The organism is Betaproteobacteria bacterium (assembly GCA_009377585.1).
Classification (GTDB): domain Bacteria; phylum Pseudomonadota; class Gammaproteobacteria; order Burkholderiales; family WYBJ01; genus WYBJ01.
In genome coordinates this window covers 1-23,556 of the sequence record WHTS01000020.1, presented here as the reverse complement: position 1 = coordinate 23,556, position 23,556 = coordinate 1, and the positions used below count along the sequence as shown (strand labels likewise).

The following is a 23,556-nucleotide window of genomic DNA, read 5'->3' as shown; positions in this document are numbered from 1 at the left end:
CGCCCGCCTATGCCGGAGCAGGCTCTGATCGATGGCCTGAAGTTCGCCAGCGAAGGTCGGCGCCTCGCCGGCGAGCTGGCCTTGGCCGCGATGCCGAGGCTGCAGGACAGCACCTTCGAGCCGGCAGGGCGTGTGCACTATGCCTTGATCGGGACGACCGATCGGCACGGCCACCCGATCATCGAGGTGAGCGTGCGCGGGACCGTCCCGCTACAGTGCCAGCGCTGTCTGGAGCGTCTGGATTTCGAATTGGACCGAACGTCCCGGCTGGCGCCGGTTGCGCCAGGGGCACAGTTGCCGGATATCGCGGAAGAGGACCCCGACACTGAGGCGATTGCGGCAACCGAAGTAGCGAATGTCGCCGATCTGATCGAACAGGAAGTCCTGCTCGGATTGCCGTTGGCCCCGGTGCACGACCAGCCTTGTACGCCGGCGCAAGGGCCGAGCGCAGCGAAGGTCGAATCGCCGTTCGCGGTGCTGCGAACGCTGAAGCAGAAACAGGAGTAGGTTTTCATGCGCGGCCGCGCCGGCCGCGCCGGCGGATTCATTACGCAGGAGTCAGTCCATGGCAGTTCAGCAGAACAAGAAATCGCCGTCCAAGCGCGGCATGCACCGTTCGCACGATGCGTTGCCGTTGCCGGGCTTGGCGGTGGAGCCGACTACGGGCGAAGTTCACTTGCGCCATCACGTCAGCCCGACCGGTTACTATCGCGGCAAGAAGGTCGTCAAGACCAAGGCGGATTAGCGCGCCGGGCTCTCGCGACGAGCCGGACGCCTCAATGGACGTCACGGTCGCAGTCGATTGCATGGGCGGGGATCATGGTCCCCATGTCACCGTTCCAGCCGCCTTGGCCGGGATCGGTGGGCGCTCCGATCTGGACCTGATCCTGGTTGGGTTGCGCGATGTGATCGAAGCGGAGTTGCGCGCCCGCGGCGCCCAACCGGGTCCGCGGCTGCGCATCCATCACGCTTCGGAAATCGTCGCGATGGACGAGCCGGTTGCCTCGGCGCTGCGCACGAAGCGCGATTCTTCCATGCGGGTGGCGCTCAACCTGGTGAAAAGCGGCGAGGCGCAAGCGTGCGTGAGCGCCGGCAACACGGGTGCCTTGATGGCCGTATCGCGCTTCGTGCTGCGGATGCTGCCCGGTATCGAACGCCCGCCGATCGCCACCGTGCTGCCGACGATGAAAGGCCACGTCACGGTTCTGGATCTGGGCGCGAATGTCGATTGTACGCCGCACGACCTGCTGCAGTTCGGCATCATGGGCGCGACGCTGGTCTCGGCGCTGGAGCATGTGGAGCGGCCGAGCGTCGGCTTGCTCAACATCGGCGAAGAAGACATCAAGGGCAACGGTGTCGTGAAGCGCGCAGCCGATCTGTTGCGTGCGGGCGGGCTCAATTTCTACGGCAATGTCGAAGGCGACGACATCTATAAGGGAACGACCGACGTCGTAGTCTGCGATGGATTCGTCGGCAACGTGGCGCTCAAGGCTTCGGAAGGACTGGCGCAGATGTTGAGCGTGTTCCTGCGCGAAGAATTCACGCGCACCCCGTACAGCAAACTTGCCGCCCTGATCGCGCGGCCCGTGCTGGAGGCGTTCAAGCGCCGCGTCGACCACCGCCGCTACAACGGCGCGAACCTACTGGGGCTGCGGGGCATCGTCATCAAGAGTCACGGCTCGGCCGACATCGTCGCCTTCGAGCACGCGATCCATCGCGCCGCGGATGCGGTGCAAAGCGGCCTGCTGCGCAAGATCGGCGAGCGCATCGCTCTGACCGAGGAGGGTGCGGCGTGAGCTTCCCGGGCGAGGGGGGGCGTTGCGAGTTTCCCGGGCGAGGGGCCCCGCTTGCGGGGATCGACCGCAAAGCGAGCAACGCCGGCCACCGACGGCTTGGCGGTTCATCGGTCGCTCCGTTTCGGAGGTGGCCCCACGCAGTGGGGATCGACCGCAAAGCGAATCGACGCCAAGTCGCCGACGCCTTGGCCGTTGACCGGCATCGGCGGATCGGAGGCGGCGCGTGAGCTTGAACCATTCACGCATCATCGGCTGCGGCAGCTACCTCCCGGCCAAGGTCGTGAGCAACGACGAGCTGGCCCGCACGGTCGATACCTCGGACGAATGGATCTTCAGTCGCACCGGGATCAAGCAACGCCACATCGCCGCCGAGGGCGAGGCTACGAGCGATCTCGCGCTCGAGGCAAGCCGCAACGCTTTGGCAGCGGCCGGCATTTCGGCCTCGGCGCTCGATCTGATCATCGTTGCCACCACCACCCCGGACGTGATCTTTCCCAGCACGGCGTGCATATTGCAGGCGAAGCTCGGCGCCAGGACGGGCGCGGCATTCGACGTGCAGGCCGTGTGCAGTGGATTCATGTACGCCCTGGCCACGGCCGATGCCCTGATGCGCACCGGCGCCTATCGCAATGCGCTGGTCGTGGGCGCGGAGATCTATTCCCGTATCCTCGACTGGAAGGATCGCTCCACCTGCGTATTGTTCGGCGACGGTGCGGGCGCCATGGTGCTCACGCGCAGCGATGCACCGGGGATCATCGGCGCTCGCCTGCATGCCGACGGAGCTTATCGAGATATCCTGGCCGTGCCGGGCAGCGTGCGCAACGGCGAGGTGTGCGGCTCGCCTTACCTGACGATGGACGGCAACGCGGTGTTCAAGTTCGCGGTCAAGGTGCTGGGCGAAATCGTCGACGAGACGCTCGCTGCGCACGGTTTCGCGCGCTCGCAGCTCGACTGGGTCATTCCCCACCAGGCCAATATCCGGATCATCCAGGCCACGGCGCGGCGGCTGGAGATGCCGATGGAGAAGATCGTCGTGACCGTGGACAAGCACGCGAACACCTCGGCTGCCTCCATCCCGCTTGCTTATGACGTAGCCTTGCGCGACGGGCGCATCCGGCCGGGGCAGCTGGTGTTGATGGAAGGCGTGGGCGGCGGTTTCACCTGGGGTGCGGTTCTAACCCGGGTCTGAGAGCAGCGATGACATTTGCATTGATATTTCCCGGTCAGGGATCGCAGTCGGTGGGCATGATGAACGGCTTTGCCGAAAATTCCGCCGTGCGCGCGGCTTTCGAGGAGGCGGCCGAGGTGCTGGGGCGCGACATGTGGCGGCTCGCTCAGGAAGGTCCGGAAGAGGACCAGAATCTCACGGTCAACACCCAGCCATTGATGCTCACGGCCGGCGTGGCGGTGTTCCGCGCCTGGACGCAAGCCGGTGGGCGCGCCCCGAGCCTGCTCGCCGGCCACAGCCTGGGCGAATATTCTGCCTGGGTCGCATCGGGTTCGCTCCGATTTCGCGATGCGCTGCCGCTCGTGCGGCTGCGCGCGCAAGCGATGCAGGAGGCGGTGCCGGTCGGCACGGGCGCGATGGCTGCCATCCTCGGCCTGTCGGATGATGCGGTGCACGAGGCCTGCACCGAGGCCGCGCAAGGCGAAGTGGTCGAAGCGGTGAATTTCAACGCGCCGCAGCAGGTCGTGATTGCAGGCCACCGCGCGGCGGTCGAGCGCGCCGCGGCGGTCGCGAAGATGAAGGGCGCAAGGCGGGCGCTGTTGTTGCCTGTGAGTGCGCCGTTTCATTCCTCACTGCTCGCGCCCGCGGCGGAGCGCCTCGCCCAGGCTTTGGCGGACATCGAGTTGACGGCACCGGCCGTGCCGGTGGTGAACAATGTCGATGCCGCGCAGGTAGCCACGCCAGACGAAATCCGCAGCGCGCTGGCGCGCCAGGCGTGCCGGCCCGTGCGCTGGGTCGAAAGCGTACGGAGAATCGCGGATTCGAATGTCGACTGCATCATCGAATGCGGGCCGGGGCGAGTGCTGGCCGGGTTGACGCGACGTATCGCCCCCAGAGTCGAGTCGCTTGCATTGACCGACGAGGCCGCGGCTGCGAAGGCGCGGGAGGCGGTAGCTCATGGCTGAACAAGCAATGCCTGCAGGTCGCGTTGCCCTGGTCACGGGTGCGAGCCGGGGCATCGGACGCGCGATCGCATTGGAGTTGGGACGGCTCGGCGCGATCGTGGCCGGCACCGCGACCTCGGCGGCCGGTGCTGCGACAATCGCCGAGTATCTCGCTCAGGCGGGTATCCAGGGCGCGGGTTTCGCCATGGACGTGACCCGGGCCGACGAGGTCGAGCGCGTGTTCGGCGAGATCTCGGCGCGACTGGGCGAAGTCGCAATCCTGGTCAACAATGCCGGGATCACGCGCGACAATCTGCTGCTTCGCATGCGCGAAGACGAATGGCAAGCGGTCATCGACACCGATCTGACCGCCGTGTATCGTCTGTGCAAGCTGGCGATCCGCCCGATGATGAAGGCGCGCTGCGGGCGCATCGTCAACATCTCCTCGGTGGTCGGCGCCATGGGCAACGCCGGGCAGACCAATTATTCCGCGGCCAAGGCAGGGCTGATCGGTTTTACCAAGGCGCTCGCGCGTGAAGTCGGCAGTCGCGGCATCACGGTGAACTGCGTCGCTCCGGGCTTCATCGACACCGACATGACGCGTGTATTGAGCGAGGCACAGCGTGCTGCACTGCTCGCGCACGTGCCGCTGGCGCGCTTCGGCGATGCGGCCGAAGTCGCGGCCTGCGTCGGGTTCCTCGCCTCGTCCGGTGCGGCCTACGTCACCGGGTGCACGCTGCACGTCAACGGCGGGATGCTGATGGATTGAGCAGGAGCGCCGCTATGGCCGGGCTGGATTTGATAGAATTCGTCGATTTACTCAACCCCTGGCGGCGCGCTTCGCGCGTACAGGCAGGCTTAGCAGCAGATCTCATAGAAGGGGGAAGTCGATGGAGAATGTCGAACAACGCGTGAAGAAGATCGTCGCCGAACAGCTCGGCGTGAACGAGGCTGATGTCAAGAACGAATCGTCGTTCGTCAACGATCTGGGCGCCGACTCGCTCGACACCGTCGAGCTCGTGATGGCCTTGGAGGAGGAGTTCGAAACCGAAATTCCGGACGAGGAGGCCGAGAAGATCACGACCGTCCAGCAAGCGGTCGATTACATCAAGGCGCACGCAAGCAGCTGACCGCCGCCGGCGCTGCGCCGCTAGAAGCAACCGCAATCATCGTGTCACGCCGTAGAGTCGTCGTTACCGGGATGGGTATCGTGTCCCCGGTCGGCATCGGATTGCAGAACGCCTGGTCGAATATCGTCGCGGGCGGGTCGGGCATCACGCGGATCACGCATTTCGATGCATCCATGCTGGCCTCCCAGATTGCCGCGGAAGTGAAGGGGTTCGACGTCTCGAAGTACCTGCCTGCCAAGGAAGCGCGGCGCATGGATCGATTCATTCATCTCGGCCTCGCCGCCGCGATCGAAGCGATCGGCGACAGCGGGTTGCAGGTTACGGCCGACAATGCCGAGCGCATCGGCACCATTATCGGCTCGGGCATCGGCGGCCTGCCGATGATCGAGGATACGCACCAGGAGTACATGAAGAGCGGGCCGCGTCGCATCTCCCCGTTCTTCGTTCCCGGTACCATCATCAACATGGTCTCCGGCAACCTTTCGATCATGTACGGGCTCAAAGGCCCGAATCTTGCCATCGTCACGGCGTGCACGACCGCTGCGCACAGCATCGGCGAGGCGGGCCGACTGATCGAGTATGGCGATGCGGATGTCATGGTGGCGGGCGGCGCGGAGTCGACCGTATCGCCGATGGGGGTTGGTGGTTTCAGCGCCGCGCGAGCGCTTTCCACGCGCAACGACGACCCCGCGGGTGCGAGCCGTCCGTGGGACAAGGGGCGCGACGGATTCGTGCTCGGCGAAGGTGCCGGCGTGGTGGTGCTGGAGGAATACGAGCATGCGAAGCGCCGCGGCGCCAACATCTACTGCGAGCTCGCCGGCTACGGCATGAGCGCGGATGCGCACCACATGACCGCGCCGTGCGAGGACGGGGAGGGCGCGGCGCGCTGCATGGCCAACGCGTTGCGCAACGCCGGTCTCAATACCGATCAAGTGGACTACATCAACGCGCACGGCACCTCGACGGAGCTGGGCGACATCGCCGAAACCGTCGCGATCAAGCGCTGCTTCGGCGCTGCGGCGGAAAAGGTCGCGATCAGCTCGACCAAGTCGATGACGGGCCATCTGCTGGGTGCCGCCGGAGGCGTCGAGGCGATCTTCTGCGTGCTTGCGATTCGCGACCAGGTGGTGCCGCCGACGATCAATCTCACCGATCCGGACCCGCAGTGCGACCTCGATTACGTCCCCAACAGTGCCCGGAACATGCCGCTGGGGGTTGCGCTTTCCAATTCGTTCGGATTCGGCGGAACCAACGGCACGCTGGTCTTCCGCCGCATCTGAGCATCCGCAGCGTTCCCCTTTCTCCTTTCGCCGCATCGAGCCTGCCGTGATCCTGGTGGACGGACTGGTCAGCGAGTCGCTGAGCGCGCTCGACCGAGGCCTTGCCTATGGCGACGGCGTGTTTCGGACCATGCGGGCCGAATCCGGCAAGGTACTGCACTGGCCCCGCCACCATCGCAAGCTCGAGCACGATTGCGCCCGGCTCGGCATCGCGTGCCCCGCGGCCCCGGTGCTGAGTGCCGACATCGGTCGGATATTGCGCGCCGAGCCCGATTGCGTGCTGAAGATCATCGTCACACGCGGGCAGGGCGGACGCGGCTTTGCACCTCCGATGCATACCGAGCCGACGCGCGTGGTTGCGAGCTTTCCGCTGCCGCTCCCGCCACAGGACTGCGACGAGCACGGTGTTCGCGTCCGCTGGTGTTCGACCCGTCTCGCCGCACAACCGGCGCTTGCGGGCGTCAAACATCTGAACCGCCTGGAGAACGTGCTTGCCCGCAGCGAGTGGACCGATCCCACGATTGCCGAGGGCATCATGTTGGACGCCGGCGGCGATGTGGTCGAGGGCACGATGAGCAACATCTTCATTCTCGAGCAGGGTCGGCTGATCACGCCGTCGCTGGAGCGTTGCGGCGTGGCGGGTGTGCAGCGCGAGCGCCTGATCGCCCTGGCGGAGCGGATCTGCCGCGGCAGCGAGGTCGGCTCCGTCTCGCCGCCGCGGCTGCTCGCGGCCGATCAGGTGTATCTGCTCAACAGCGTGATCGGCGCATGGTGGGTATCCGCGCTGGAAGCTCGCACCTGGAAACGGAGCGAGCTTACGCCCGTGCTGCAGTCGGCCCTGCGAGCAGACGATGGCTAGGCTTCGCATGCGCTCATGGCGATGGATCGGCGGTGTCGTTCTTTGCGCGATCGTCGTCGCCTGCGCGTGGCTCGCGTCGTTCGTCTGGCGCCCGCTCGATTTTTCGGGCGAGATGCGCGAGTTCGACATCGAGCGTGGCGCGAGCTTGCGCACCGTGGCGCGCCGCTTGCACAAGGTGGGTGTCTTGCCCGATGCGTGGCGCTTCGAGCTGCTCGGACGTATCTCGGGTCGCGACGACGACTTGAAGGCGGGAAGCTACCAGCTCGATGCGAACTGGTCGGCGCTCGAGCTGCTGAACGCGATCACCGGCGCGGCCGCGGTTCGGCTGGACCGCATTGCGTTCGTCGAGGGCTGGACCTTCCGTCAGCTGCGCGGCGCGCTCGACGCGCATCCGTCGCTCAGGCACGATACGGCCGCGCTCTCCAATGCCGAGGTCCTGCAGCTGCTCGGCATCGCACGGCCGAGCCCGGAAGGGCTGTTCTTTCCCGACAGCTACTACTTTCCCAAGGGCACGACCGATGTCTCGGTCCTGCGGCGCGCGGCGCTGCGCATGGAGGCGATGCTCGCACGGCAATGGGCGCAACGCAGCACCGGACTCCCGATCCGGGACTCGTACGAGGCTCTGATCGTCGCCTCGATCGTGGAGAAGGAAACCGCGCTGGAGGCCGACCGCTCGCTCGTGGCCGCGGTGCTGCTCAATCGTCTGCGCAAGGGCATGCGCCTGCAGGCCGATCCGACCGTGATCTACGGCTTGGGAGAAAGCTTCGACGGAAACCTGCGCCGGCGCGATCTGGAGGCCGACAGTCCGTACAATACCTATGCACGCCCGGGTCTGCCGCCGACGCCGATCGCGATGCCGGGGCTTGCTTCGCTCGCCGCGGCGGTGAATCCGGCCGCATCGTCGGCGCTGTACTTCGTCGCCCGCGGCGATGGCAGCAGCCATTTCTCCGACTCGCTCGACGAGCATAACCGCGCCGTGAACAGGTATCAGCGCCAGCCGGGAAACGGTCGATGACAGGCAGGTTCGTCACGCTCGAAGGCATCGACGGCGCCGGCAAGAGCAGCTTCATCGGCTGGATCGAGGGCCGGCTGCGCGCTAAAGGAGTCGATGTGGTCGTTACGCGCGAGCCCGGCGGAACGGCAGTGGGCGAGGAATTGCGGCGCCTGGTGCTGAACGCCGAGATCGATCCGGTGAGCGAAGCCTTGCTGCTGTTCGCCGCGCGCAAGGAGCATCTCGTACGCCTCGTCGTGCCGGCACTGAAACGTGGCGCCTGGGTCGTGTGCGACCGCTTCACCGATGCTACCTTCGCATACCAGGGCGCGGGGCGCGGCGTCGACACCGAACGCCTTGCAATGCTCGAGGGCTGGATTCAGGCGGGGCTGCGGCCCGATTGCACCATCCTGTTCGAGCTGCCGGTTGCCGTGGCGCGAGCTCGCAGCGCGGGCGCGCGCGCCCCCGATCGCTTCGAATCGGAGCAGCAGGCGTTCTTCGAGCGCGTACGCCAGGGCTACCTCGCGCGTGCGGCGCGCGACCCGGACCGATTCCGTATCATCGATGCATCGCTATCGATGGCAGAGATCGAGGCGCAGCTTGCGGCGATCGATTGGCTACGATGAGTTACACCGTGTTCGACTGGCAGAAGTCCGCCTGGGAGCTGAGCCGTGCAGCACTCGCTCGCGGAGCGCACGCATTGCTGTTTGCCGGCGCGCGGGGCTGTGGCAAGCGCGAGCTCGCGCTAGCTCTGGCCGCGGCGTATCTGTGCGATGCGCCGCAGCCCGATGGGCGCGCCTGCAACCAATGCGAAAGTTGCCGCTGGCTCGCGGCCGGCTCGCATCCGGACTTCGCGTTGGTGGAGCCGGCGGCCGAAGACGATGATGCCGAGCCGAAGACGAGGCCAGCGCCCAAGCGCTCGAACGCGATCACCGTCGACCAGGTCCGCGGGCTGTCCGATCTTATGTCGATCACGGCGCATCGCGATGCGGGCAAGGCGATCGTCGTGCATCCGGCCGAGGCGCTCAACGTCGCGGCTTCGAACGCGCTGCTCAAAAGCCTCGAGGAGCCCCCGCCACGGACGGTCTTCCTGCTCGTTTCGCATCGGCCTGCGCTTCTGTTGCCCACCGTGCGCAGCCGCTGTCAGCTCGTGCCCGTGCGTATCGACGATCCAGCTCCCGCGCGGGCCTGGCTCGCAGCCAATGCCGAATGCGACGACCCCGAGCTGGTTCTCGCCCTGGCGGGCGGTGCGCCGCTGGCCGCGGTCTCGATCGCCGAGGATCCTGTCTGGTCGCGCCGGGCCGGCTTTCTGCGCGCGCTGGCCGCGCCTGACGCCGATCCGGTGCGAATCGCCGACCTGTACCGCGACCTCCCGCCGGCACAGGTGTTGTCGTGGTTGCAGACCTGGACCTTCGACCTCGTCCAGATCCGTTTCTGCGGACGCGCCCGCTATCATCGCGACATGGAACCGATCGCGGCCGGCGTTGCCCAATTGCTGGAGCCGATCGAGGCGACCCGGCTGCACCGAAGCTTGCTCGCCCTGCAGCGGCACGTGAACCATCCCTTGAATGCGCGCCTGTTCGTCGAGCATATGCTGATCGCGTACCGACAAGCCTTGGCACACAACGCCATCCCGGTATGAACATCCCGTCGGACGCGAGCCTCGTCGACTCGCATTGTCATATCGATTTTCCGGAGCTCGCCGCAGATATCGCGGGGGTGCTCGAGCGCATGGCCTCCAACGGCGTCACGCATGCCTTGTGCGTGAGCGTGAACCTGGAAGACTTTCCGCGCATCCTGAAGCTCGCTCGCAGCCACCCGAACATCTTCGCCAGTGCCGGAGTTCACCCCGATCACACCGGCGCGGAGCCGAGCGAATCTCAACTGTGCTCGGCGGGCAGCGAGGAGCGCGTCGTCGCGATCGGGGAGACCGGGCTCGATTACTACCGCACCGCCGGCGACCTCGAGCCGCAGCGGGAGCGTTTTCGGCGCCACATTCGCGTCGCGCGCGCGCTGGGAAAGCCGCTCATCATCCATTGCCGGCAGGCGGCCGAGGACTTGCTGCGCATCATGGACGAGGAGGGTGCTGCGCAAGCGGGCGGAGTGATGCATTGCTTCACCGAGTCCTGGGAGGTCGCCTCCCGCGCCATGGCGATGAACTTCTACATCTCCTTTTCGGGCATCGTGACGTTTCGCAATGCCGCGGCGCTGCGTGAAGTGGCGCTGCAGGTACCGTTGGAGCGGATACTGGTCGAAACCGATTCGCCGTACCTGGCACCGGTACCGCACCGGGGCAAGACCAACGAGCCCGCCTTCGTGCGCCACGTCGCCGAGGCGATCGCCCAGTTGCGTGGCGGTTCGCTGCAGCAGCTCGCCGCCGCCACAACCGCCAATTTCAATAAATTATTTCATGCATTCTAGAGGTATCTTGTTATCTTTGAATCGTATTTTGGTTATTCTTGGATTTCTGATCAGCGCCGGCGCAGCGCATGCAGCCGATTCCTACGAAGAGATGCTGGCGGCGGTGAAGAACGGCAACGTCCCGGTCATCAACGAGTTGCTCGGCAAAGGTATCGACGTCGATTCCACGGATCGCGCCGGCAGCACCTTGCTGATGACCGCGTCGAGCCTCGGCAAGCTCGACGCCGCCAAAGCTCTGGTGGCGCACAAGGCGAACGTGAATGCGCGCAACCAATATGGCGAATCGGCACTCATGATGGCGGCAATCCGCGGCCATCGCCCGGTGGTCGAGTACCTTCTCGGCAGCGGCGCCGAGGTGAATCCGCCCGGATGGACGCCGCTCATGTTCGCTGCGGTCAAGGGCCACGACGAGATCGCGCGCATGCTGCTCGACAAGGGCGCCAATGTGAACGCCTCGTCGGAGAACGGAACGACGGCGCTGATGCTGGCGGTGAAGGAAGGCAACCTCGACGCCGTGCTGTTGCTGCTCGAACGCGGTGCCGCGCCGAATCTGCGCAATCTCGCCGGGGCCACGGCGCTCGGGCTGGCGCTCGAGGGTGGTCGGAAGGACGTTGCCGCTGTGCTGATTCGGGCTGGGGCGGAACAATAAGGACGGCCTAAGCGGGATTCCCCGGGATTTGCCGGCAGTACGTAACGTCGCCTAATGTGTATTATGTTAAATCTGCGATAGTGAACATTTCTTGTATCGAGCTTACAGAGGCCTGCCCCCACCCGGGGGACCGCACGACGCAAGCGTCGGGCACCAGGTGCTCGACTCAGATCGCCTCGCTCGCAGCGCGCTCGAGCTGCTCGGCTGCCCATTGGTTGAGGCTCTTGCCGGCGATTGCGGCCGCTACCGCCGCCTGGGCATGGACCTCCGGGGCGACCCGCAGCAAGAGCTTGCCCGAATAGGGCTTGTTCGGCTCCTGGCCAAGCTGCTCGCAGGCGGAAAGATAGTCCTCCACCGCCGTCTTGAACGCGCGTTCCAGCTCGGCGACCGAGCGGCCGTGAAAGCCCACGATATCCCGAATGCCGGCCACATGCCCAACGAAGATCCGGTCTTCGGCATCGAACTCTACGCGCGCAGCGTAACCCTTGTACATCATCGACTTCATGGCTGGAATGCTATCATTTTCTGATAGCTTTCAGACCCACGGAAGCCGGTCACGGCGCCGCGGCGAGCGGTCTCGCCACCGGCGCGGCGCCGCGGTTCTCCGGCCATTCCGCCACCGGCAGTCCTTTCGCGCGCAGAAAGTCCGGATTGAACAGCCGCGCCGCGTAGCGTTGCGCGCCGTCGCACAGCAACGTCACGATCGTATGCCCGGGTCCCAGATCGCGGGCCAGCCGCATGGCGCCGGCGACATTGATTCCGCTCGATCCGCTCAGGAAAAGCCCTTCGGATTCGACCAGCTCCGGCCGCGAGCGCACGATCGTGGGGGGTACGGCGTGCCGCGGCTGTGCGTCAGCCGGTGAAAGCCGAAATGCCCGTCTGGCTGCGGCCGAGGACGAGGGCGTGCACGTCGTGCGTGCCTTCGAGCGTGTTGACGGTTTCCAGGTTGAGCAGGTGGCGGATGACGTGGAATTCGTCCGAGATGCCGTTGCCGCCGTGCATGTCGCGCGCCATGCGGGCGATCTCGAGCGCCTTGCCGGCGGAGTTGCGCTTGAGCAGTGACATCATCTCGGGCGTGGCCTTGCCCTGCTCCCGCAGCCGGCTCACGTGCAAACAGGCGAGGAGCCCAATGCCGATCTCGCTCTGCATGTCGGCGAGCTTCTTCTGGATGAGCTGGTTGGCGGCGAGCGGGCGGCCGAACTGCTTGCGCTCGAGGACGTAGTTGCGCGCCGCATGCCAGCAGAATTCCGCAGCGCCCATGGCACCCCAGCAGATCGCGAAGCGTGCGTTGTTCAGGCACCCGAACGGACCCGTGAGGCCGCGCGCACCCGGCAACAGGTTGTCGTCGGGCACGAATACATCATCCATCGCGATCTCGCCCGTGGGCGAGGCACGCACCGAGAACTTGCCTTCGATCTGTCGCGTTTGCAGCCCCTTCATGCCGCGCTCGAGGATGAAGCCGCGGATCGTTCCGGAGTCGTCTTTCGCCCACACCACCATGATGTCGGCGATCGGCGCATGCGTGATCCAGAGCTTGCTGCCGCTCAGCCGCCAGCCGCCGTCGACCTTGCGCGCGCGGCTTGCCATGCTGCCGGGATCCGAGCCGTGGTCGGGCTCCGTCAAGCCGAAGCAGCCGAGGAGCTCGCCCGTCGCCATCTTCGGCAGATACTTCTCGCGCTGCGCTTCGGTGCCGTAGGCATAGATCGGCGTCATGGCGAGCGAAGACTGCGCCGCGCAGGCCGAGCGGAAGCTCGTATCGACGCGTTCGAGCTCACGCGCCACCAGCCCGAAGCCCACGTAGCCGATCCCGGTGCAGCCGTAGCCGTTGAGCGTCGCGCCGAGGAACCCCATCTCGCCCAGCTCGCGCATCACCGAGATATCGAACGTCTCGTTGCGGTTGGCCTGCAGGATGCGCGGCATGAGCCGCTCCTGTGCGAACGTGCGTGCGCTGTCGCGGATGAGGCGCTCGTCTTCGGTGAGAAGTGAATCGAGCAGTAGCGGGTCTTCCCAGTCGAAGTGGCCGTCGGTGAGCGTCACCGAGGCCACATCGATTGGCGCGAGCGTCCTGGGGTCCGCTACGCTCGACATCGATGCGCTGCCGCGCGATTCGAACGGCGGATCAGACGCGTTCGAGAACGATCGCCATGCCTTGCCCGACGCCGATGCACAGCGACACCAGCGCGTAACGCCCGCCGGTGCGCTGCAGTTGGCGCGCGGCAGTGAGCGCGATCCGCGCACCCGAGCAGCCGAGCGGATGGCCGAGCGCGATCGCGCCACCGTTCGGATTGACCCGGCTGTCTTCGAGATCGACCTCGAGGCCCTTCAGGCACGCAAGCACCTGCGCGGCGAACGCCTCGTTGATCTCGATGACATCCATGTCCTTGACGGACAGCCCGGCACGATCCAACGCCTTCTTCGATGCTGGCACCGGACCGAAGCCCATGATGCGCGGCGGCACGCCCGCGGCGCCGGTGGCTAGGACGCGCGCGATGGGCTTTTTGCCTGCGCGTTCGCCCGCTTCGAGGCTGCCGATGAAAAGCGCCGCCGCGCCGTCGTTCACGCCGGAAGCATTGCCCGCGGTGGTGACGCCGCCATCGAATAGCGCGCGCAGCTTGGCGAGTGCCGCCATGTCGGTCTGCGGACGCGGATGCTCGTCGTCACCCACGACTTCCGGCGGCGCTTTCTTGCCCTTGTCGAGCGATACCGCCGTGATCTCCCCGGCAAAGAAGCCCTCGCCTTTCGCGGTCGCATATTTCTGCTGCGAGGCGTAGGCGAACTTGTCGGCCGCCTCGCGCGAGATGGAGAAGTCCTTGGCGAGATTGTCCGCGGTCTGCGGCATGGTGTCGTCGCCGAACTCCTTCACGATGCGCGGATTCGGGAAGCGCGAGCCGATGGTCGAATCGAAGATGCGCATGTCGCGGGAAAACGGCGATTCGCTCTTCCCCATGACGAACGGCGCGCGGCTCATGCTTTCCACGCCGCCGACGAGGAAGAGATCGCCCTCGCCCGCCGTGATCGCGTGCGCCGCATTCACGATGGCATTCAGGCCGCTGGCGCAATTGCGCTGCACGACCGAGCCGCCGAGCTCGATCGGAAGGCCGGCCAGGAGCCCGGCATGGCGCGCAATGCAACGGCTGTCCTCGCCGCCCTGGTTGGCGCAGCCGATGACCATGTCCTCGATGTGTTCGGCCTTGAACGGATTCTTGTCGACCAACGCACGCAGCACGCTGCCCAACATGTCGTCCGGGCGCACCGGCGCGAGCTTGCCGCCGTAACGACCGATCGGGGTGCGCGTACCGTCGTAGATATAGGCGTCGAGCATGACGTTCTCCTCTAGTTACTAAGCACCGGGTCCGGTGCTAGGTGTCCGGGGTGAGCAGCGATACGCCGAGGCGCGCACGGCGCGAAAGCCACAGGGTCGGGCGATAGCGCTGATCGGCGTAGACGCGTTGCATGTTCATGAGCACCTTCAGGATCCGGTCGGCGCCGAGGCGATCGCCGAAGGCGAGCGGCCCGTGCGGATAGTTGAGCCCGAGAGTCACCGCCTTGTCGATGTCGGCCGGCGTCGCGGTCTGATTCTGCGCCACCGAGCAGCCGATGTTCACGATCATGGCGATGATGCGCTGGGCGATGAAGCCGGGACTGTCCTTGGTCGCCACGACCGGAACGCCGTCCGAAGCGAGCAGCCCATGGGCGGCATCGCGATACGCGGGCTCGGTGATCGGGCAGGTCATGATCGTGCGCCGCTTGACCATCGGAAAGAGCGTATCGACCGCAACCGTGCGTTTCGGGTCGAGCCCCTGCTCGAGCGCGCACGTGGTCGTGTCCTCGCCGAATGGCGTCACCAGGATGAGCGCACCTGCACTGGGCTTGGCGGTCGATTCGACCGGTGCACCGAGCTTGTCGAGCAGTTGCACGAGCGCCGCGTGGCCCGCTGGCTCGGCCCTGCTTACCCAAACGCTTTGCGGCTTTGCGCCGGGCGCAGGCGCTTCGGGCGGCACAGCCTGTTCGCCGCTGGAATAGTCGTAGAACCCGCGCTTGGTCTTGCGCCCGAGGATGCCGGCATCGAGGCGGCTTCGCATCACGAGCGAAGGCCGGTAGCGCGCCTCGTGGAAGAACTGCATGTACAACAACTCCGATGCCGGCTGGGTGACGTCGAGCGCGGTCAGGTCCATCAATTCGAACGGACCCATGCGAAAGCCGCCGACATCGCGCATCACCCGGTCGACCTCGACGAAGCTGGCGATGCCCTCGGATACCAGGTGCGATGCTTCCAGCGAGTAGCCGCGTCCGACCTGGTTGACGAGAAATCCCGGTGCATCCTTCACCCGCACCGGCTCGCGCGTCATGCGCTTGCCCAACGCCATCAACGCGTCGCCCACCCACGGTTCGGTGAGCACGCCGTCGATCACTTCGACCAGGCGCATCAACGGAACGGGATTGAAGAAGTGAAAGCCGGCGAAGCGGCCGGGATGCTTCAGCTTGTTCGCGAGCAGCGTGACCGAGAGCGAGGAGGTGTTGGAAGCGATGATGCAATCGTCGGCGACGATCGCTTCGAGCTCGGCGAAAAGCTTCTGCTTGATGTCCGGATTCTCGACGACCGCCTCGATCACGCCATGACAGGGCTTGAGATCCACCGGGCCGTCGACGATCTGGATGCGCTCGGTGGCCGCGGTTGCCTGCTCGGCCGTCATGCCGCCCTTCTCGGCCGCACGCTTGAGCATGCCGTCGATGAATTTCAGCGCTTCCTGTGCGGCCCCGGGCTTGGCGTCGGTCAGTCGCACCCGGATGCCGCCGGCCGCCGCGACTTGCGCGATGCCTCGGCCCATGGCGCCTGCACCGATGACGCCGATCAACAGGTCGGGACGGTTCGCGTCGAATCCCACGGTGGTGTCTCCTGCACGATTGCGCTATGTTTGCTGTGCGAGTCGCCTCGGCAGCCGATGGCATGCGAGGCACGAGGTAAGCGGCAATTCTACAGCGTTCGACGCACCGGGGCACGGTGGAGCTGAGGACGACAATGGGGACCAACATCGGGAATCGCACGCACACGATTTCCACCGACCGAGGAGACGAGCCGGCGTCATGAAAGCGATACTCGAGCTTGCGAAAGCGCTTGCGGCCGGTACGACAACCAGTGAAGAGATCGCCGACGAAGCGCTGGCCGCCGCAACCCGGCCCGATGGCGAGGGCAAGCGCGTCTTCATCACACTCGATGCGGACAAGGTGCGGGCGCAGGCGCGATCCACCGATACGCTGCGCAAGGCCGGCATCGTGCCCTCCCCGCTGGCCGGTCTGCCGATTTCGATCAAGGACTTGTTCGATGTCGCCGGCGAAGTGACCTCGGCCGGCTCGGTCGCATTGCGCAACGCCGCTCCGGCAACCGCCGATTCGCCGGCAATCGCGCGGCTCCGTGCGGCCGGCGCGGTGCTCGTGGGTCGAACGAATCTCACCGAATTCGCCTATTCGGGGCTCGGCATCAACCCGCACTACGATACGCCGCGCAATCCCTACGATCGTGCAACGGGCCGCGTTCCGGGCGGATCGACCGCCGGCGGCGCGGTGTCGGTCACCGACGGCATGGCGGTGATCGGGCTGGGCACCGACACCGGTGGATCGACCCGCATCCCGGCCGCTTTGTGCGGCATCGTCGGCTACAAGCCGAGCAAGTTCCGCATCCCGACCGACAAGGTATTCCCGCTTTCCATGTCGCTCGATTCGATCGGGCCGATGGGCCCGAGCGTGGCGTGCTGCGCGCTGACCGATGCGGTGCTCGCCGGCGAACCGCCCATCGTGCCCGAGCCGGCGACACTTGCCGGCTTGCGGCTCGCCATTCCGAAGACGCTCGTGCTCGACGAGCTCGACGAGCATGTCGGCAACGATTTCAGGCGTGCGCTCGATCGACTGTCGAAGGCGGGAGCCCGGCTCGCCGAAATCGCACTTGCGCCCTTCGGCGAGATGAACGACATCAACAAGCCGGGCGGCCTGTCGCCGATGGAAGCCTATTATGTCCATCGCGACCTGCTCGAGCGCGACGGCGAGCGCTACGACCCGCGCGTGCGGCTGCGGATCCTGGGTGGCGCCAAGGCGACCGCCGTCGATTACTTGTGGACGCTCGACCGACGCCGCGACTGGATGGCGCGCGTGAGCCGCGAATTGTCGGCCTATGACGCTTTCATCATGCCGACCGTAGCCTGCATCGCGCCGCCGATTGCACCCTTGATCGCCGACGAGACCGCCTACCGGCGCACCAATGCGCGCGTGCTGCGCAATACCAACCTGATCAACTTTCTCGACGGCTGTGCGCTGTCGATACCATGCCATGAGCCGGGTGGCGCGCCGACCGGACTCATGTTGTGCGGATTGAACGCAACCGATGCGCGCATCTTCTCGATCGGCATGGCGATCGAGACGCTGTTCGAGCGAAGCCGCAGGGCATGAGCGATCCGAGCGTCACGGTGGTCGGCGCCGGCATCGTCGGCGTCGCCTCCAGCTTATGGCTGCAACGCGCAGGCTTCAAGGTCACGCTGATCGATGCGGGCGCGGTCGGCGAAGGCGCATCGTTCGGCAATGCGGGCAACATCAGTCCCGGCGCCGTCGTGCCGTATCTGATTCCCGGCATCTGGCGCGAGTCGCCCGGTTGGCTGCTCGATCCGGAAGGGCCGCTCGCGGTGCGTCCCGGCTACTTTCTCAAGGTGTTGCCCTGGCTCACCACCGCTGTGAAGTCGGCCAAGGAGGAAGCGGCACTGGCCACCTCGCGCGCCATGCACGCGCTGCATGGCGGCACGTTGCAAGCCTACGAAACGCTGACGCGCGGGACCGAGGCCGAGGACTTGATCGAGCTTTCGGGCCAACTCTACGTGTCCGAGAAGCCGAATACGGCCCAGGGCTCCGAGCTTGCGCAGCGCATGCGGGAGATGGCAGGCGTGAAGACGACGGTGCTCGACTGGATGGAGATCCGCGAGCTCGAGCCTTCGCTTGCACCCGTGTTCAAGAGCGGCCTCCTGCTGCCGAACAATGGTCGCTGCAAGAATCCGCATCAACTGGTCACAACGCTCGCACGCACCGCTGAGCGGGGCGGCGCGACCATTCTGCGCGGCAAGGTCGACGGCTTCCAGACCTATGGCGAACAGGTTCGGGCCATCGTGGTCGATGGCAAGCCGCAGGCGGTCGAGCGCGTCGTCATCGCGGCCGGGGCGGACTCGGCTGGCCTCGCGGCGCAACTCGGCACGCGCGTTCCGCTGGAAGCCGAGCGCGGCTACCACATCACGATCGCGGATCCGGGCGTTGCGCCACGAATGCCGGTTACCCACACCGACGCCAAGTTCGCCTGTTCGCCGATGAACGTCGGCCTGCGCCTCGCGGGAACCGTCGAGTATGCGGGCATCGATTCGGAGCCGAACTGGCGTCGCGCGGAACTGCTGAAGGCGCAGGCCAGACGCATGTTTCCGGGCGTGCGGCTGGACAAGGTCACGCGCTGGGCAGGCAACCGCCCCAGCCTTCCGGACGGCCTGCCGGTGCTGGGCACAGCGCCGAAGTTCGCCAACGCGTACTTCGCCTTCGGCAACTCCCACTTCGGCATGAGCGCGGGGCCGGTCATGGGCAAGGTGATCGCGGAGATCGTCGCGGGCGGCAAGCCGAGCATCGACGTGGCGCCGTTCGATCCGGCCCGATTCGGCAAGGGGCGAGCCGCGTGAGATCGGTGCTGTGCGCTGCCTGGTTGCTTGCCTTCGCAGCGAGTGCAGTGTCGCAAGACTACCCGACGCGGCCGATCCGCGTCGTCGTGCCGTTCCCGCCCGGTGCCGGCACCGATATCGTCGCACGCGCCGTCGCGCAGTCGCTCGCCGAGGCATGGAAGCAATCGGTGGTGGTGGACAATCGTCCCGGAGCAGGCGGCACGATCGCCGGTGAAATGGTGGCGCGAGGCAGTGCCGATGGCTAGACGCTCATGCTCGGCAACGTAAGCACGCTGGCGATCGCGAAGGCGCTGAACCCGCGTCTGAGCTACGACCCGCCGCGAGACTTCGCGCCGATCACCTTGATCACCACCAGCGAGAACGTGCTGGTGCTGCACCCTTCCGTCCCGGCCTCGTCGGTCAAGGCGCTCATAGCCTACGCCAAGGCCAATCCGCGCAAGCTCAACTTCGGCTCGTCGGGCAACGGCACCACCTCGCACCTGGGCGGGGCGATGTTCGCTCACGCGTCCGGCATCGAGATGACGCACGTGCCGTACAAGGGCAGCGCTCCGATGCTCACCGACTTGTTGTCGGGGCAGCTGCAATTGGCCTTTTCCTCCGTGCCCACCGCCCTGCCCCACATCAGAAGCGGGCGCCTGCGCGCACTGGCGGTCACGCGTCCTCAACGCTCCGCGATGCTGCCCGAGTTGCCCACCGTTCAGGAGGCAGCCGGTCTCGCGAGCTTCGAAATCTCGTTGTGGCAGGGCATCGTCGCGCCGGCAGCCGTACCGCGCGCGATCGTGGAAAAGTTGAACCGGCAGATCGTCGCGAGCCTGCGCACGCCGGAGCTCGAGCGCAAGCTCAACGCACGAGGGCTCGATGTCGTCGGCAGCACGCCGGAGCAGTTCGCGGCCTACATGCGCGAGGAGATCGCCAAGTGGACGCAGGTCGTCAAGGCGACCGGCGCGCGCATCGATTGAAGCGGTCGCCGCAGTGCAATCTTTGCGCCAGGTTGGTGAATCGTAATTTCGTTGTAATCGTCATTCCCGCGCAAGCGGGAATCCAGAACGAGACTGCCTGGACCCCCGCCCCCCGATAGGAGCATTCGGGGGCAAGCTTCGCGGGGGAGACAAACTTCTAACTCAAGACACTATATGCCGAGCGCGTAGCACGGGCGCCGGGGATCCGCGGCGCCTTCGAGCAGGCCGTTGTCCTCGTTCACCCGGATCGCGCACACCGCACCGGCGCGCCACTCCAGAGCTTGCCACGGCCCCACCTTGTGGCCGAGCTGCGCGAGGCGTTCGACGACGCTCGCATCCATGCGCGCTTCGACATTCACCCGTCCCGGGTGATACGCATGCGGCTCGGAAGAGCTGGGGAAGCTGTAGGTGGCGAAGCGCGGCGCTTCCACCGCGGCTTGCGGCTCCATCCCGAAGACCACGATGTTGAGCAGCACCTGCGTCATCGCCTGCGGCTGGATGTCATTGCCGGGCGAGCCGAATGGCATGAAAAGCTTCCCGTCCTTGAGCGCCATCGCCGGATTGGGCGTGAGGCGCGGGCGCTTGCCCGGCGCCATGACGGCGGGAATGGCGGGGTCGGTCCAGGATTGCGAGCCGCGCGAGGAAGGACACAGGCCGGTGCCCGGAATGACCGGCGTGGCGCTCGAGCCGTCGCTCGGCGTGGCCGAGAACGCGTTGCCCTGACGATCGACCGCGCACACGTAGGAGGTGTCCGCGGCGGGATTCGGATCGCCCGAGGCATCGGGCGGCAGCTTCGGCCCGGGTGGAAAGCCCGCGAGGTCTCCAGCCGGCGGCAGGCCGGGTGCGGCCGCATCGGGGCGAACGAGCTTGCGCCGCTCGGCGGCATACGATTCGGACAGCAGCACGTCGAGCGGCACGTTCACGAACTCCGGATCGCCGTAGTAGCGATGGCGGTCGGCGAATGCGAGCTTCAGCGCTTCGATCAACGTGTGCACGTATTGGGGCGAGTTGTGCCCCATGGCCTTGAGGTCGAAGCCGCTGAGCAGATTCAGCGTCTGCGGCAGCACCGGGCCTTGCGACCACGGCCCGCAGGCGTACACGTCGATGCCGTGAAAGCGCGCGTGTACCGGCTTCTCGAAGCGCACGTCGTAGCCGGCAAGATCCGCGAGCGTCACCCAGCCACCGTTTTCCTCGTGATAGCGCGCGATTTTTTGGGCGATATCGCCTGTGTAGAACGCGTCGCGCGCCGCCTTCAGTCCGGCCGCCCTGCCCTTGCCGCGATGCGCTGCCTCCTCATCGATCATGTACTGGATCGAGGCGGCGAGCTCGGATTGCACGAAGCGCTCGCCCGTTTTCGGCGCCTTGCCCTTGGGAAGGAACACGGCAGCGCTCGCCGGCCAGCGGCGATACGCCGGCTCGTGATCGCGGATGTACTCGGCCATGAACTCGTGCATGGCGAAGCCTTCGCGGGCGAGCCGGGTCGCTTCGCGTGCCACGTCGCCGAAGCTCATGGTGCCGTAGCGCTCCAGCGCGGTGATCCATGCCGCCGGTGCGGCCGGCATGACGGTGCGCAGAATACCCGGCGGCATCTTGCCGCCGTGGTGGTTGCGAAAGTGATCGAGCGAGGCCGCCTGGGGCCAGGTGCCCAGCCCATCGATATTGACGATCTCGCGCGTCTCCGCAAGGTAGATCATGATAGGCGCCACACCGGCGAAGTTCACGCGATCGGTCTGCAGGACGTTGAGCGCGATGCCCGCCGCGACGCCCGCATCGATGGCGTTGCCGCCGGCTTAGAGGATCTGGAAGCCGGCGTGAGCGGCGGAATAGTGTCCGGCCGCGATCATGTGGGCACCTGCACGTTCACCAGCAAGCCCAACGGGCTATTGCCGATTAGCGCAACCGGCGTGAGATCCTTGCGCGCGTCGAAAGTCAGCTTGATCATGTGCGGCGCGACTGCCAGTGTGCCGTTGGCGCCCACCATCAGCGTGTACCCATCGGGCGCCGCGCGCGCCGTAATCTCGCCCGCGATGCTGCCGCCTGCGCTATGCCGGTTGTCGACCACGAACTGTTGTCCCAGCATCTCGGACAGCCGACTGGCATAGATGCGCGCGACCACGTCGGTCGGCCCTCCGGCGGCTTGCGTGACGAGCAGTCGCACGGGGCGCACGGGATAGGCCGCATCGGACGGCTTCTGAGCGTGCGCTGGCATCGATAGTGCAGCCAGGCAGACAAGGACGACTGGGTGAAGGATGCGCATGCATGCCATGATCGTTCCCTTGGAAGGACCGTCGTTGACGTATGCCGCAATGTCGCGCAATGGCGCTCGCATTACAAGCGCTTGTTGCGCCCCGGGGCGTAAACAATTCTTGCCGCCCTGCCGGCTGGGTTCAGTACTGCTCGCGCGGAAAGATCGCTCCCCGGGAACGGCTGAAGCGCGCCACCTGCCAGCCAAGGATCAGGGTTTCCGCCACGAACGCGGCGCCGACCGCGGCCACGCCGACGGCCGCCCCGTTGAGGTTTGGTGCGATCAGGGTGATGCTGCCAACCGCGGTGACGACCAGCAGCCGGATCACGGCGCTGCCACCGATCGCGCGAGTCTGGCGCATGGCCGAGAGCAGTCCGCGTAAGAGCGACGCGTAGCCCCAGAAAACGACCACGACCAGCATCATCTGGACGCCGGGCCGCGCATAGTTGCTCAAGGACTCGGTCAGTCCCATGACGCCGCCGAGGATCACCTCGCGCATCGGCGTATAGAACAGAAGTCCGACCAGGACCACATAAACGAGCGTGACGCGATTCGCAAAACGGAACAGGACGCTCATGTCGCGGCGGCTGTGCACCAGCGCCTGAGCAGTCTGCGCCATGTTGCGCAAAGGCGAGGCGACCAGGGATTTCAGGCCGTTCACCACGCCGAAAGCGGCAAGCGCCAGGTCCGGGTTGGCGAGGCGGCCGAGGAAGAAGTTGATGACGAAAGTCACTCCGTTCTCGGTGACCTGGGTGATCATCAGCGGCCATGAGAAGGTCCACATCTGACGATACGATGCATGCTCCGCACCGTCGCGCGGGAGCTCGGCATAGAACGGCCGGCTGACCCAGTACATGTAGAGCGCTTCGACGGACATGCAGCCGACGAGCGAGGCAGCGCCGGCGACGGCGCCTTCCAGCCAGAACGGCAGGACGAGGAGCATGAGCGCCTGCGACCCCAGCCGGATCATGGTGGCATGCGAGATGAGGATGGTGCGCCGGTGCAGCATGCAAAGCGCGGTGCCCAGGTTGCGGATCTGATTGGGGAAGATCCACAACCCCATGACCGCCGAAGCCGCTTTCGCCAATCGCACCACGCCTTCGCTCGCGCCCATCATTTCGCCGAACAGCCAGTCGCCGAGCGGCGTGAGGGCAACCGACTGGATAACGAGGAACGGCGCCAGCGAAACCGCCAGATAAAAGCGCGCCACCCGCCAGAACGAGCGCTTGTCTGTAACGAACGACATCGCCGCCTGGGTTTCGATGCCGACGACGCCGCTGAAGGTGGTGTTGAAGGCGAACGCGATGCTGAATGCGGCAAGCGTCGTGGTGGGATCGCCGAGACGGGCGAGGAAGGCGTGCACGAGCGAGTGCGAAAGCTGGTGCAACTCGGTCGTGAGAATCAGCGGAGCGAAGAA

Annotated in this window: 23 protein-coding genes and 2 pseudogenes; 18 read left to right on the top strand and 7 right to left on the bottom strand. The window is 66.1% G+C overall.

Features of this window, described 5'->3' with window-relative positions:
• Nucleotides 1-9 precede the first annotated feature (9 nt).
• From GEV05_09245 to GEV05_09180, 14 genes are all read left to right on the top strand, one after another.
• On the top strand, nt 10-507 hold the full coding sequence (locus GEV05_09245) for a DNA-binding protein (protein ID MPZ43572.1): 498 nt from the start codon (nt 10-12) through the stop codon (nt 505-507).
• Nucleotides 508-565: 58 nt separating this feature from the next.
• Nucleotides 566-745, top strand: a complete 180-nt coding sequence (gene rpmF / locus GEV05_09240; protein ID MPZ43571.1) for a 50S ribosomal protein L32 — start codon at nt 566-568, stop codon at nt 743-745.
• A gap of 34 nt (nt 746-779) precedes the next feature.
• The gene (gene plsX / locus GEV05_09235; GenBank protein ID MPZ43570.1) at nt 780-1,796 is read left to right on the top strand and encodes a phosphate acyltransferase PlsX; all 1,017 of its coding nucleotides are present in this window, start codon (nt 780-782) and stop codon (nt 1,794-1,796) included.
• A 229-nt stretch (nt 1,797-2,025) separates the two neighbouring features.
• Nucleotides 2,026-2,985, top strand: a complete 960-nt coding sequence (gene fabH, locus GEV05_09230) for a beta-ketoacyl-ACP synthase III (GenBank protein ID MPZ43569.1) — start codon at nt 2,026-2,028, stop codon at nt 2,983-2,985.
• 8 nt (nt 2,986-2,993) lie between these two features.
• Nucleotides 2,994-3,929 (top strand): ACP S-malonyltransferase, encoded by a 936-nt coding sequence (gene fabD / locus GEV05_09225; protein MPZ43568.1) that lies wholly within the window; start codon nt 2,994-2,996, stop codon nt 3,927-3,929.
• Nucleotides 3,930-3,936: 7 nt separating this feature from the next.
• Nucleotides 3,937-4,677, top strand: coding sequence for a 3-oxoacyl-ACP reductase FabG (gene fabG / locus GEV05_09220; GenBank protein MPZ43567.1), 741 nt, complete (start codon nt 3,937-3,939; stop codon nt 4,675-4,677).
• A 121-nt stretch (nt 4,678-4,798) separates the two neighbouring features.
• Nucleotides 4,799-5,038, top strand: coding sequence for an acyl carrier protein (gene acpP, locus GEV05_09215; GenBank protein MPZ43566.1), 240 nt, complete (start codon nt 4,799-4,801; stop codon nt 5,036-5,038).
• 41 nt (nt 5,039-5,079) lie between these two features.
• Nucleotides 5,080-6,318 carry a beta-ketoacyl-ACP synthase II gene (gene fabF / locus GEV05_09210; GenBank protein ID MPZ43565.1) on the top strand — a complete coding sequence of 413 codons (1,239 nt, stop codon included), beginning with the start codon at nt 5,080-5,082 and terminating at the stop codon, nt 6,316-6,318.
• 46 nt (nt 6,319-6,364) lie between these two features.
• On the top strand, nt 6,365-7,177 hold the full coding sequence (gene pabC, locus GEV05_09205) for an aminodeoxychorismate lyase (protein MPZ43564.1): 813 nt from the start codon (nt 6,365-6,367) through the stop codon (nt 7,175-7,177).
• Nucleotides 7,178-7,184: 7 nt separating this feature from the next.
• Nucleotides 7,185-8,192, top strand: coding sequence for an endolytic transglycosylase MltG (mltG, locus tag GEV05_09200; GenBank protein ID MPZ43563.1), 1,008 nt, complete (start codon nt 7,185-7,187; stop codon nt 8,190-8,192).
• Complete coding sequence (locus tag GEV05_09195; protein MPZ43562.1) at nt 8,189-8,794, top strand: dTMP kinase; 606 nt, start codon at nt 8,189-8,191, stop codon at nt 8,792-8,794. Before mltG ends, GEV05_09195 begins: the two co-directional genes overlap by 4 nt.
• The gene (holB, locus tag GEV05_09190; protein MPZ43561.1) at nt 8,791-9,810 is read left to right on the top strand and encodes a DNA polymerase III subunit delta'; all 1,020 of its coding nucleotides are present in this window, start codon (nt 8,791-8,793) and stop codon (nt 9,808-9,810) included. The genes GEV05_09195 and holB overlap by 4 nt, the downstream gene beginning before the upstream one ends.
• Entirely contained in the window at nt 9,807-10,589 is a 783-nt protein-coding gene (locus GEV05_09185; GenBank protein MPZ43560.1) for a YchF/TatD family DNA exonuclease, read from the top strand. The genes holB and GEV05_09185 overlap by 4 nt, the downstream gene beginning before the upstream one ends.
• Nucleotides 10,579-11,238, top strand: a complete 660-nt coding sequence (locus GEV05_09180; GenBank protein MPZ43559.1) for a hypothetical protein — start codon at nt 10,579-10,581, stop codon at nt 11,236-11,238. Before GEV05_09185 ends, GEV05_09180 begins: the two co-directional genes overlap by 11 nt.
• A gap of 166 nt (nt 11,239-11,404) precedes the next feature.
• Here GEV05_09180 and GEV05_09175 read toward each other — a convergent pair whose 3' ends face one another.
• The 5 genes and pseudogenes from GEV05_09175 to GEV05_09155 all read right to left on the bottom strand — a co-directional run bounded on the left by GEV05_09175 (nt 11,405) and on the right by GEV05_09155 (nt 16,124).
• On the bottom strand, nt 11,405-11,743 hold the full coding sequence (locus GEV05_09175; protein MPZ43558.1) for a toxin-antitoxin system HicB family antitoxin: 339 nt from the start codon (nt 11,741-11,743) through the stop codon (nt 11,405-11,407).
• A 49-nt stretch (nt 11,744-11,792) separates the two neighbouring features.
• A pseudogene (locus GEV05_09170) lies at nt 11,793-12,041 on the bottom strand (cysteine synthase A).
• A gap of 49 nt (nt 12,042-12,090) precedes the next feature.
• Nucleotides 12,091-13,326, bottom strand: coding sequence for an acyl-CoA dehydrogenase (locus GEV05_09165; protein MPZ43557.1), 1,236 nt, complete (start codon nt 13,324-13,326; stop codon nt 12,091-12,093).
• Between the two features lie 31 nt (nt 13,327-13,357).
• Entirely contained in the window at nt 13,358-14,560 is a 1,203-nt protein-coding gene (locus tag GEV05_09160; protein MPZ43556.1) for a 3-oxoadipyl-CoA thiolase, read from the bottom strand.
• A 37-nt stretch (nt 14,561-14,597) separates the two neighbouring features.
• On the bottom strand, nt 14,598-16,124 hold the full coding sequence (locus GEV05_09155; GenBank protein MPZ43555.1) for a 3-hydroxyacyl-CoA dehydrogenase: 1,527 nt from the start codon (nt 16,122-16,124) through the stop codon (nt 14,598-14,600).
• A 199-nt stretch (nt 16,125-16,323) separates the two neighbouring features.
• Here GEV05_09155 and GEV05_09150 point away from each other — a divergent pair, with 199 nt between their 5' ends.
• From GEV05_09150 to GEV05_09135, 4 genes are read left to right on the top strand one after another with little or no spacing between them, the layout of a single operon-like run.
• Nucleotides 16,324-17,679 (top strand): amidase, encoded by a 1,356-nt coding sequence (locus GEV05_09150; protein ID MPZ43554.1) that lies wholly within the window; start codon nt 16,324-16,326, stop codon nt 17,677-17,679.
• Entirely contained in the window at nt 17,676-18,935 is a 1,260-nt protein-coding gene (locus GEV05_09145) for an FAD-dependent oxidoreductase (protein MPZ43553.1), read from the top strand. The genes GEV05_09150 and GEV05_09145 overlap by 4 nt, the downstream gene beginning before the upstream one ends.
• Nucleotides 18,911-19,180: a hypothetical protein gene (locus GEV05_09140; GenBank protein MPZ43552.1), complete on the top strand. Its 270-nt coding sequence runs from the start codon at nt 18,911-18,913 to the stop codon at nt 19,178-19,180. The genes GEV05_09145 and GEV05_09140 overlap by 25 nt, the downstream gene beginning before the upstream one ends.
• A gap of 6 nt (nt 19,181-19,186) precedes the next feature.
• The gene (locus tag GEV05_09135) at nt 19,187-19,894 is read left to right on the top strand and encodes a tripartite tricarboxylate transporter substrate binding protein (GenBank protein MPZ43551.1); all 708 of its coding nucleotides are present in this window, start codon (nt 19,187-19,189) and stop codon (nt 19,892-19,894) included.
• A gap of 170 nt (nt 19,895-20,064) precedes the next feature.
• Here GEV05_09135 and GEV05_09130 read toward each other — a convergent pair.
• Nucleotides 20,065-21,738: pseudogene (locus GEV05_09130) on the bottom strand (gamma-glutamyltransferase family protein).
• Complete coding sequence (locus GEV05_09125; GenBank protein MPZ43550.1) at nt 21,735-22,223, bottom strand: hypothetical protein; 489 nt, start codon at nt 22,221-22,223, stop codon at nt 21,735-21,737. The pseudogene GEV05_09130 and the gene GEV05_09125 overlap by 4 nt, the downstream one beginning before the upstream one ends.
• Between the last annotated feature and the right edge of the window lie 1,333 nt (nt 22,224-23,556).

What these genes read in the sequence shown, in the direction of transcription:
- GEV05_09245 (MPZ43572.1), top strand. Translation starts at nt 10, where the DNA reads ATGCCGGAGCAGGCTCTGATCGATGGCCTGAAGTTCGCCAGCGAAGGT.
- rpmF (MPZ43571.1), top strand. Translation starts at nt 566, where the DNA reads ATGGCAGTTCAGCAGAACAAGAAATCGCCGTCCAAGCGCGGCATGCAC.
- plsX (MPZ43570.1), top strand. Translation starts at nt 780, where the DNA reads ATGGACGTCACGGTCGCAGTCGATTGCATGGGCGGGGATCATGGTCCC.
- fabD (MPZ43568.1), top strand. Translation starts at nt 2,994, where the DNA reads ATGACATTTGCATTGATATTTCCCGGTCAGGGATCGCAGTCGGTGGGC.
- fabG (MPZ43567.1), top strand. Translation starts at nt 3,937, where the DNA reads ATGCCTGCAGGTCGCGTTGCCCTGGTCACGGGTGCGAGCCGGGGCATC.
- acpP (MPZ43566.1), top strand. Translation starts at nt 4,799, where the DNA reads ATGGAGAATGTCGAACAACGCGTGAAGAAGATCGTCGCCGAACAGCTC.
- mltG (MPZ43563.1), top strand. Translation starts at nt 7,185, where the DNA reads ATGCGCTCATGGCGATGGATCGGCGGTGTCGTTCTTTGCGCGATCGTC.
- GEV05_09195 (MPZ43562.1), top strand. Translation starts at nt 8,189, where the DNA reads ATGACAGGCAGGTTCGTCACGCTCGAAGGCATCGACGGCGCCGGCAAG.
- holB (MPZ43561.1), top strand. Translation starts at nt 8,791, where the DNA reads ATGAGTTACACCGTGTTCGACTGGCAGAAGTCCGCCTGGGAGCTGAGC.
- GEV05_09185 (MPZ43560.1), top strand. Translation starts at nt 9,807, where the DNA reads ATGAACATCCCGTCGGACGCGAGCCTCGTCGACTCGCATTGTCATATC.
- GEV05_09180 (MPZ43559.1), top strand. Translation starts at nt 10,579, where the DNA reads ATGCATTCTAGAGGTATCTTGTTATCTTTGAATCGTATTTTGGTTATT.
- GEV05_09175 (MPZ43558.1), bottom strand. Translation starts at nt 11,743, where the DNA reads ATGAAGTCGATGATGTACAAGGGTTACGCTGCGCGCGTAGAGTTCGAT.
- GEV05_09165 (MPZ43557.1), bottom strand. Translation starts at nt 13,326, where the DNA reads ATGTCGAGCGTAGCGGACCCCAGGACGCTCGCGCCAATCGATGTGGCC.
- GEV05_09160 (MPZ43556.1), bottom strand. Translation starts at nt 14,560, where the DNA reads ATGCTCGACGCCTATATCTACGACGGTACGCGCACCCCGATCGGTCGT.
- GEV05_09150 (MPZ43554.1), top strand. Translation starts at nt 16,324, where the DNA reads ATGAAAGCGATACTCGAGCTTGCGAAAGCGCTTGCGGCCGGTACGACA.
- GEV05_09145 (MPZ43553.1), top strand. Translation starts at nt 17,676, where the DNA reads ATGAGCGATCCGAGCGTCACGGTGGTCGGCGCCGGCATCGTCGGCGTC.
- GEV05_09135 (MPZ43551.1), top strand. Translation starts at nt 19,187, where the DNA reads ATGCTCGGCAACGTAAGCACGCTGGCGATCGCGAAGGCGCTGAACCCG.
- GEV05_09125 (MPZ43550.1), bottom strand. Translation starts at nt 22,223, where the DNA reads ATGCGAGCGCCATTGCGCGACATTGCGGCATACGTCAACGACGGTCCT.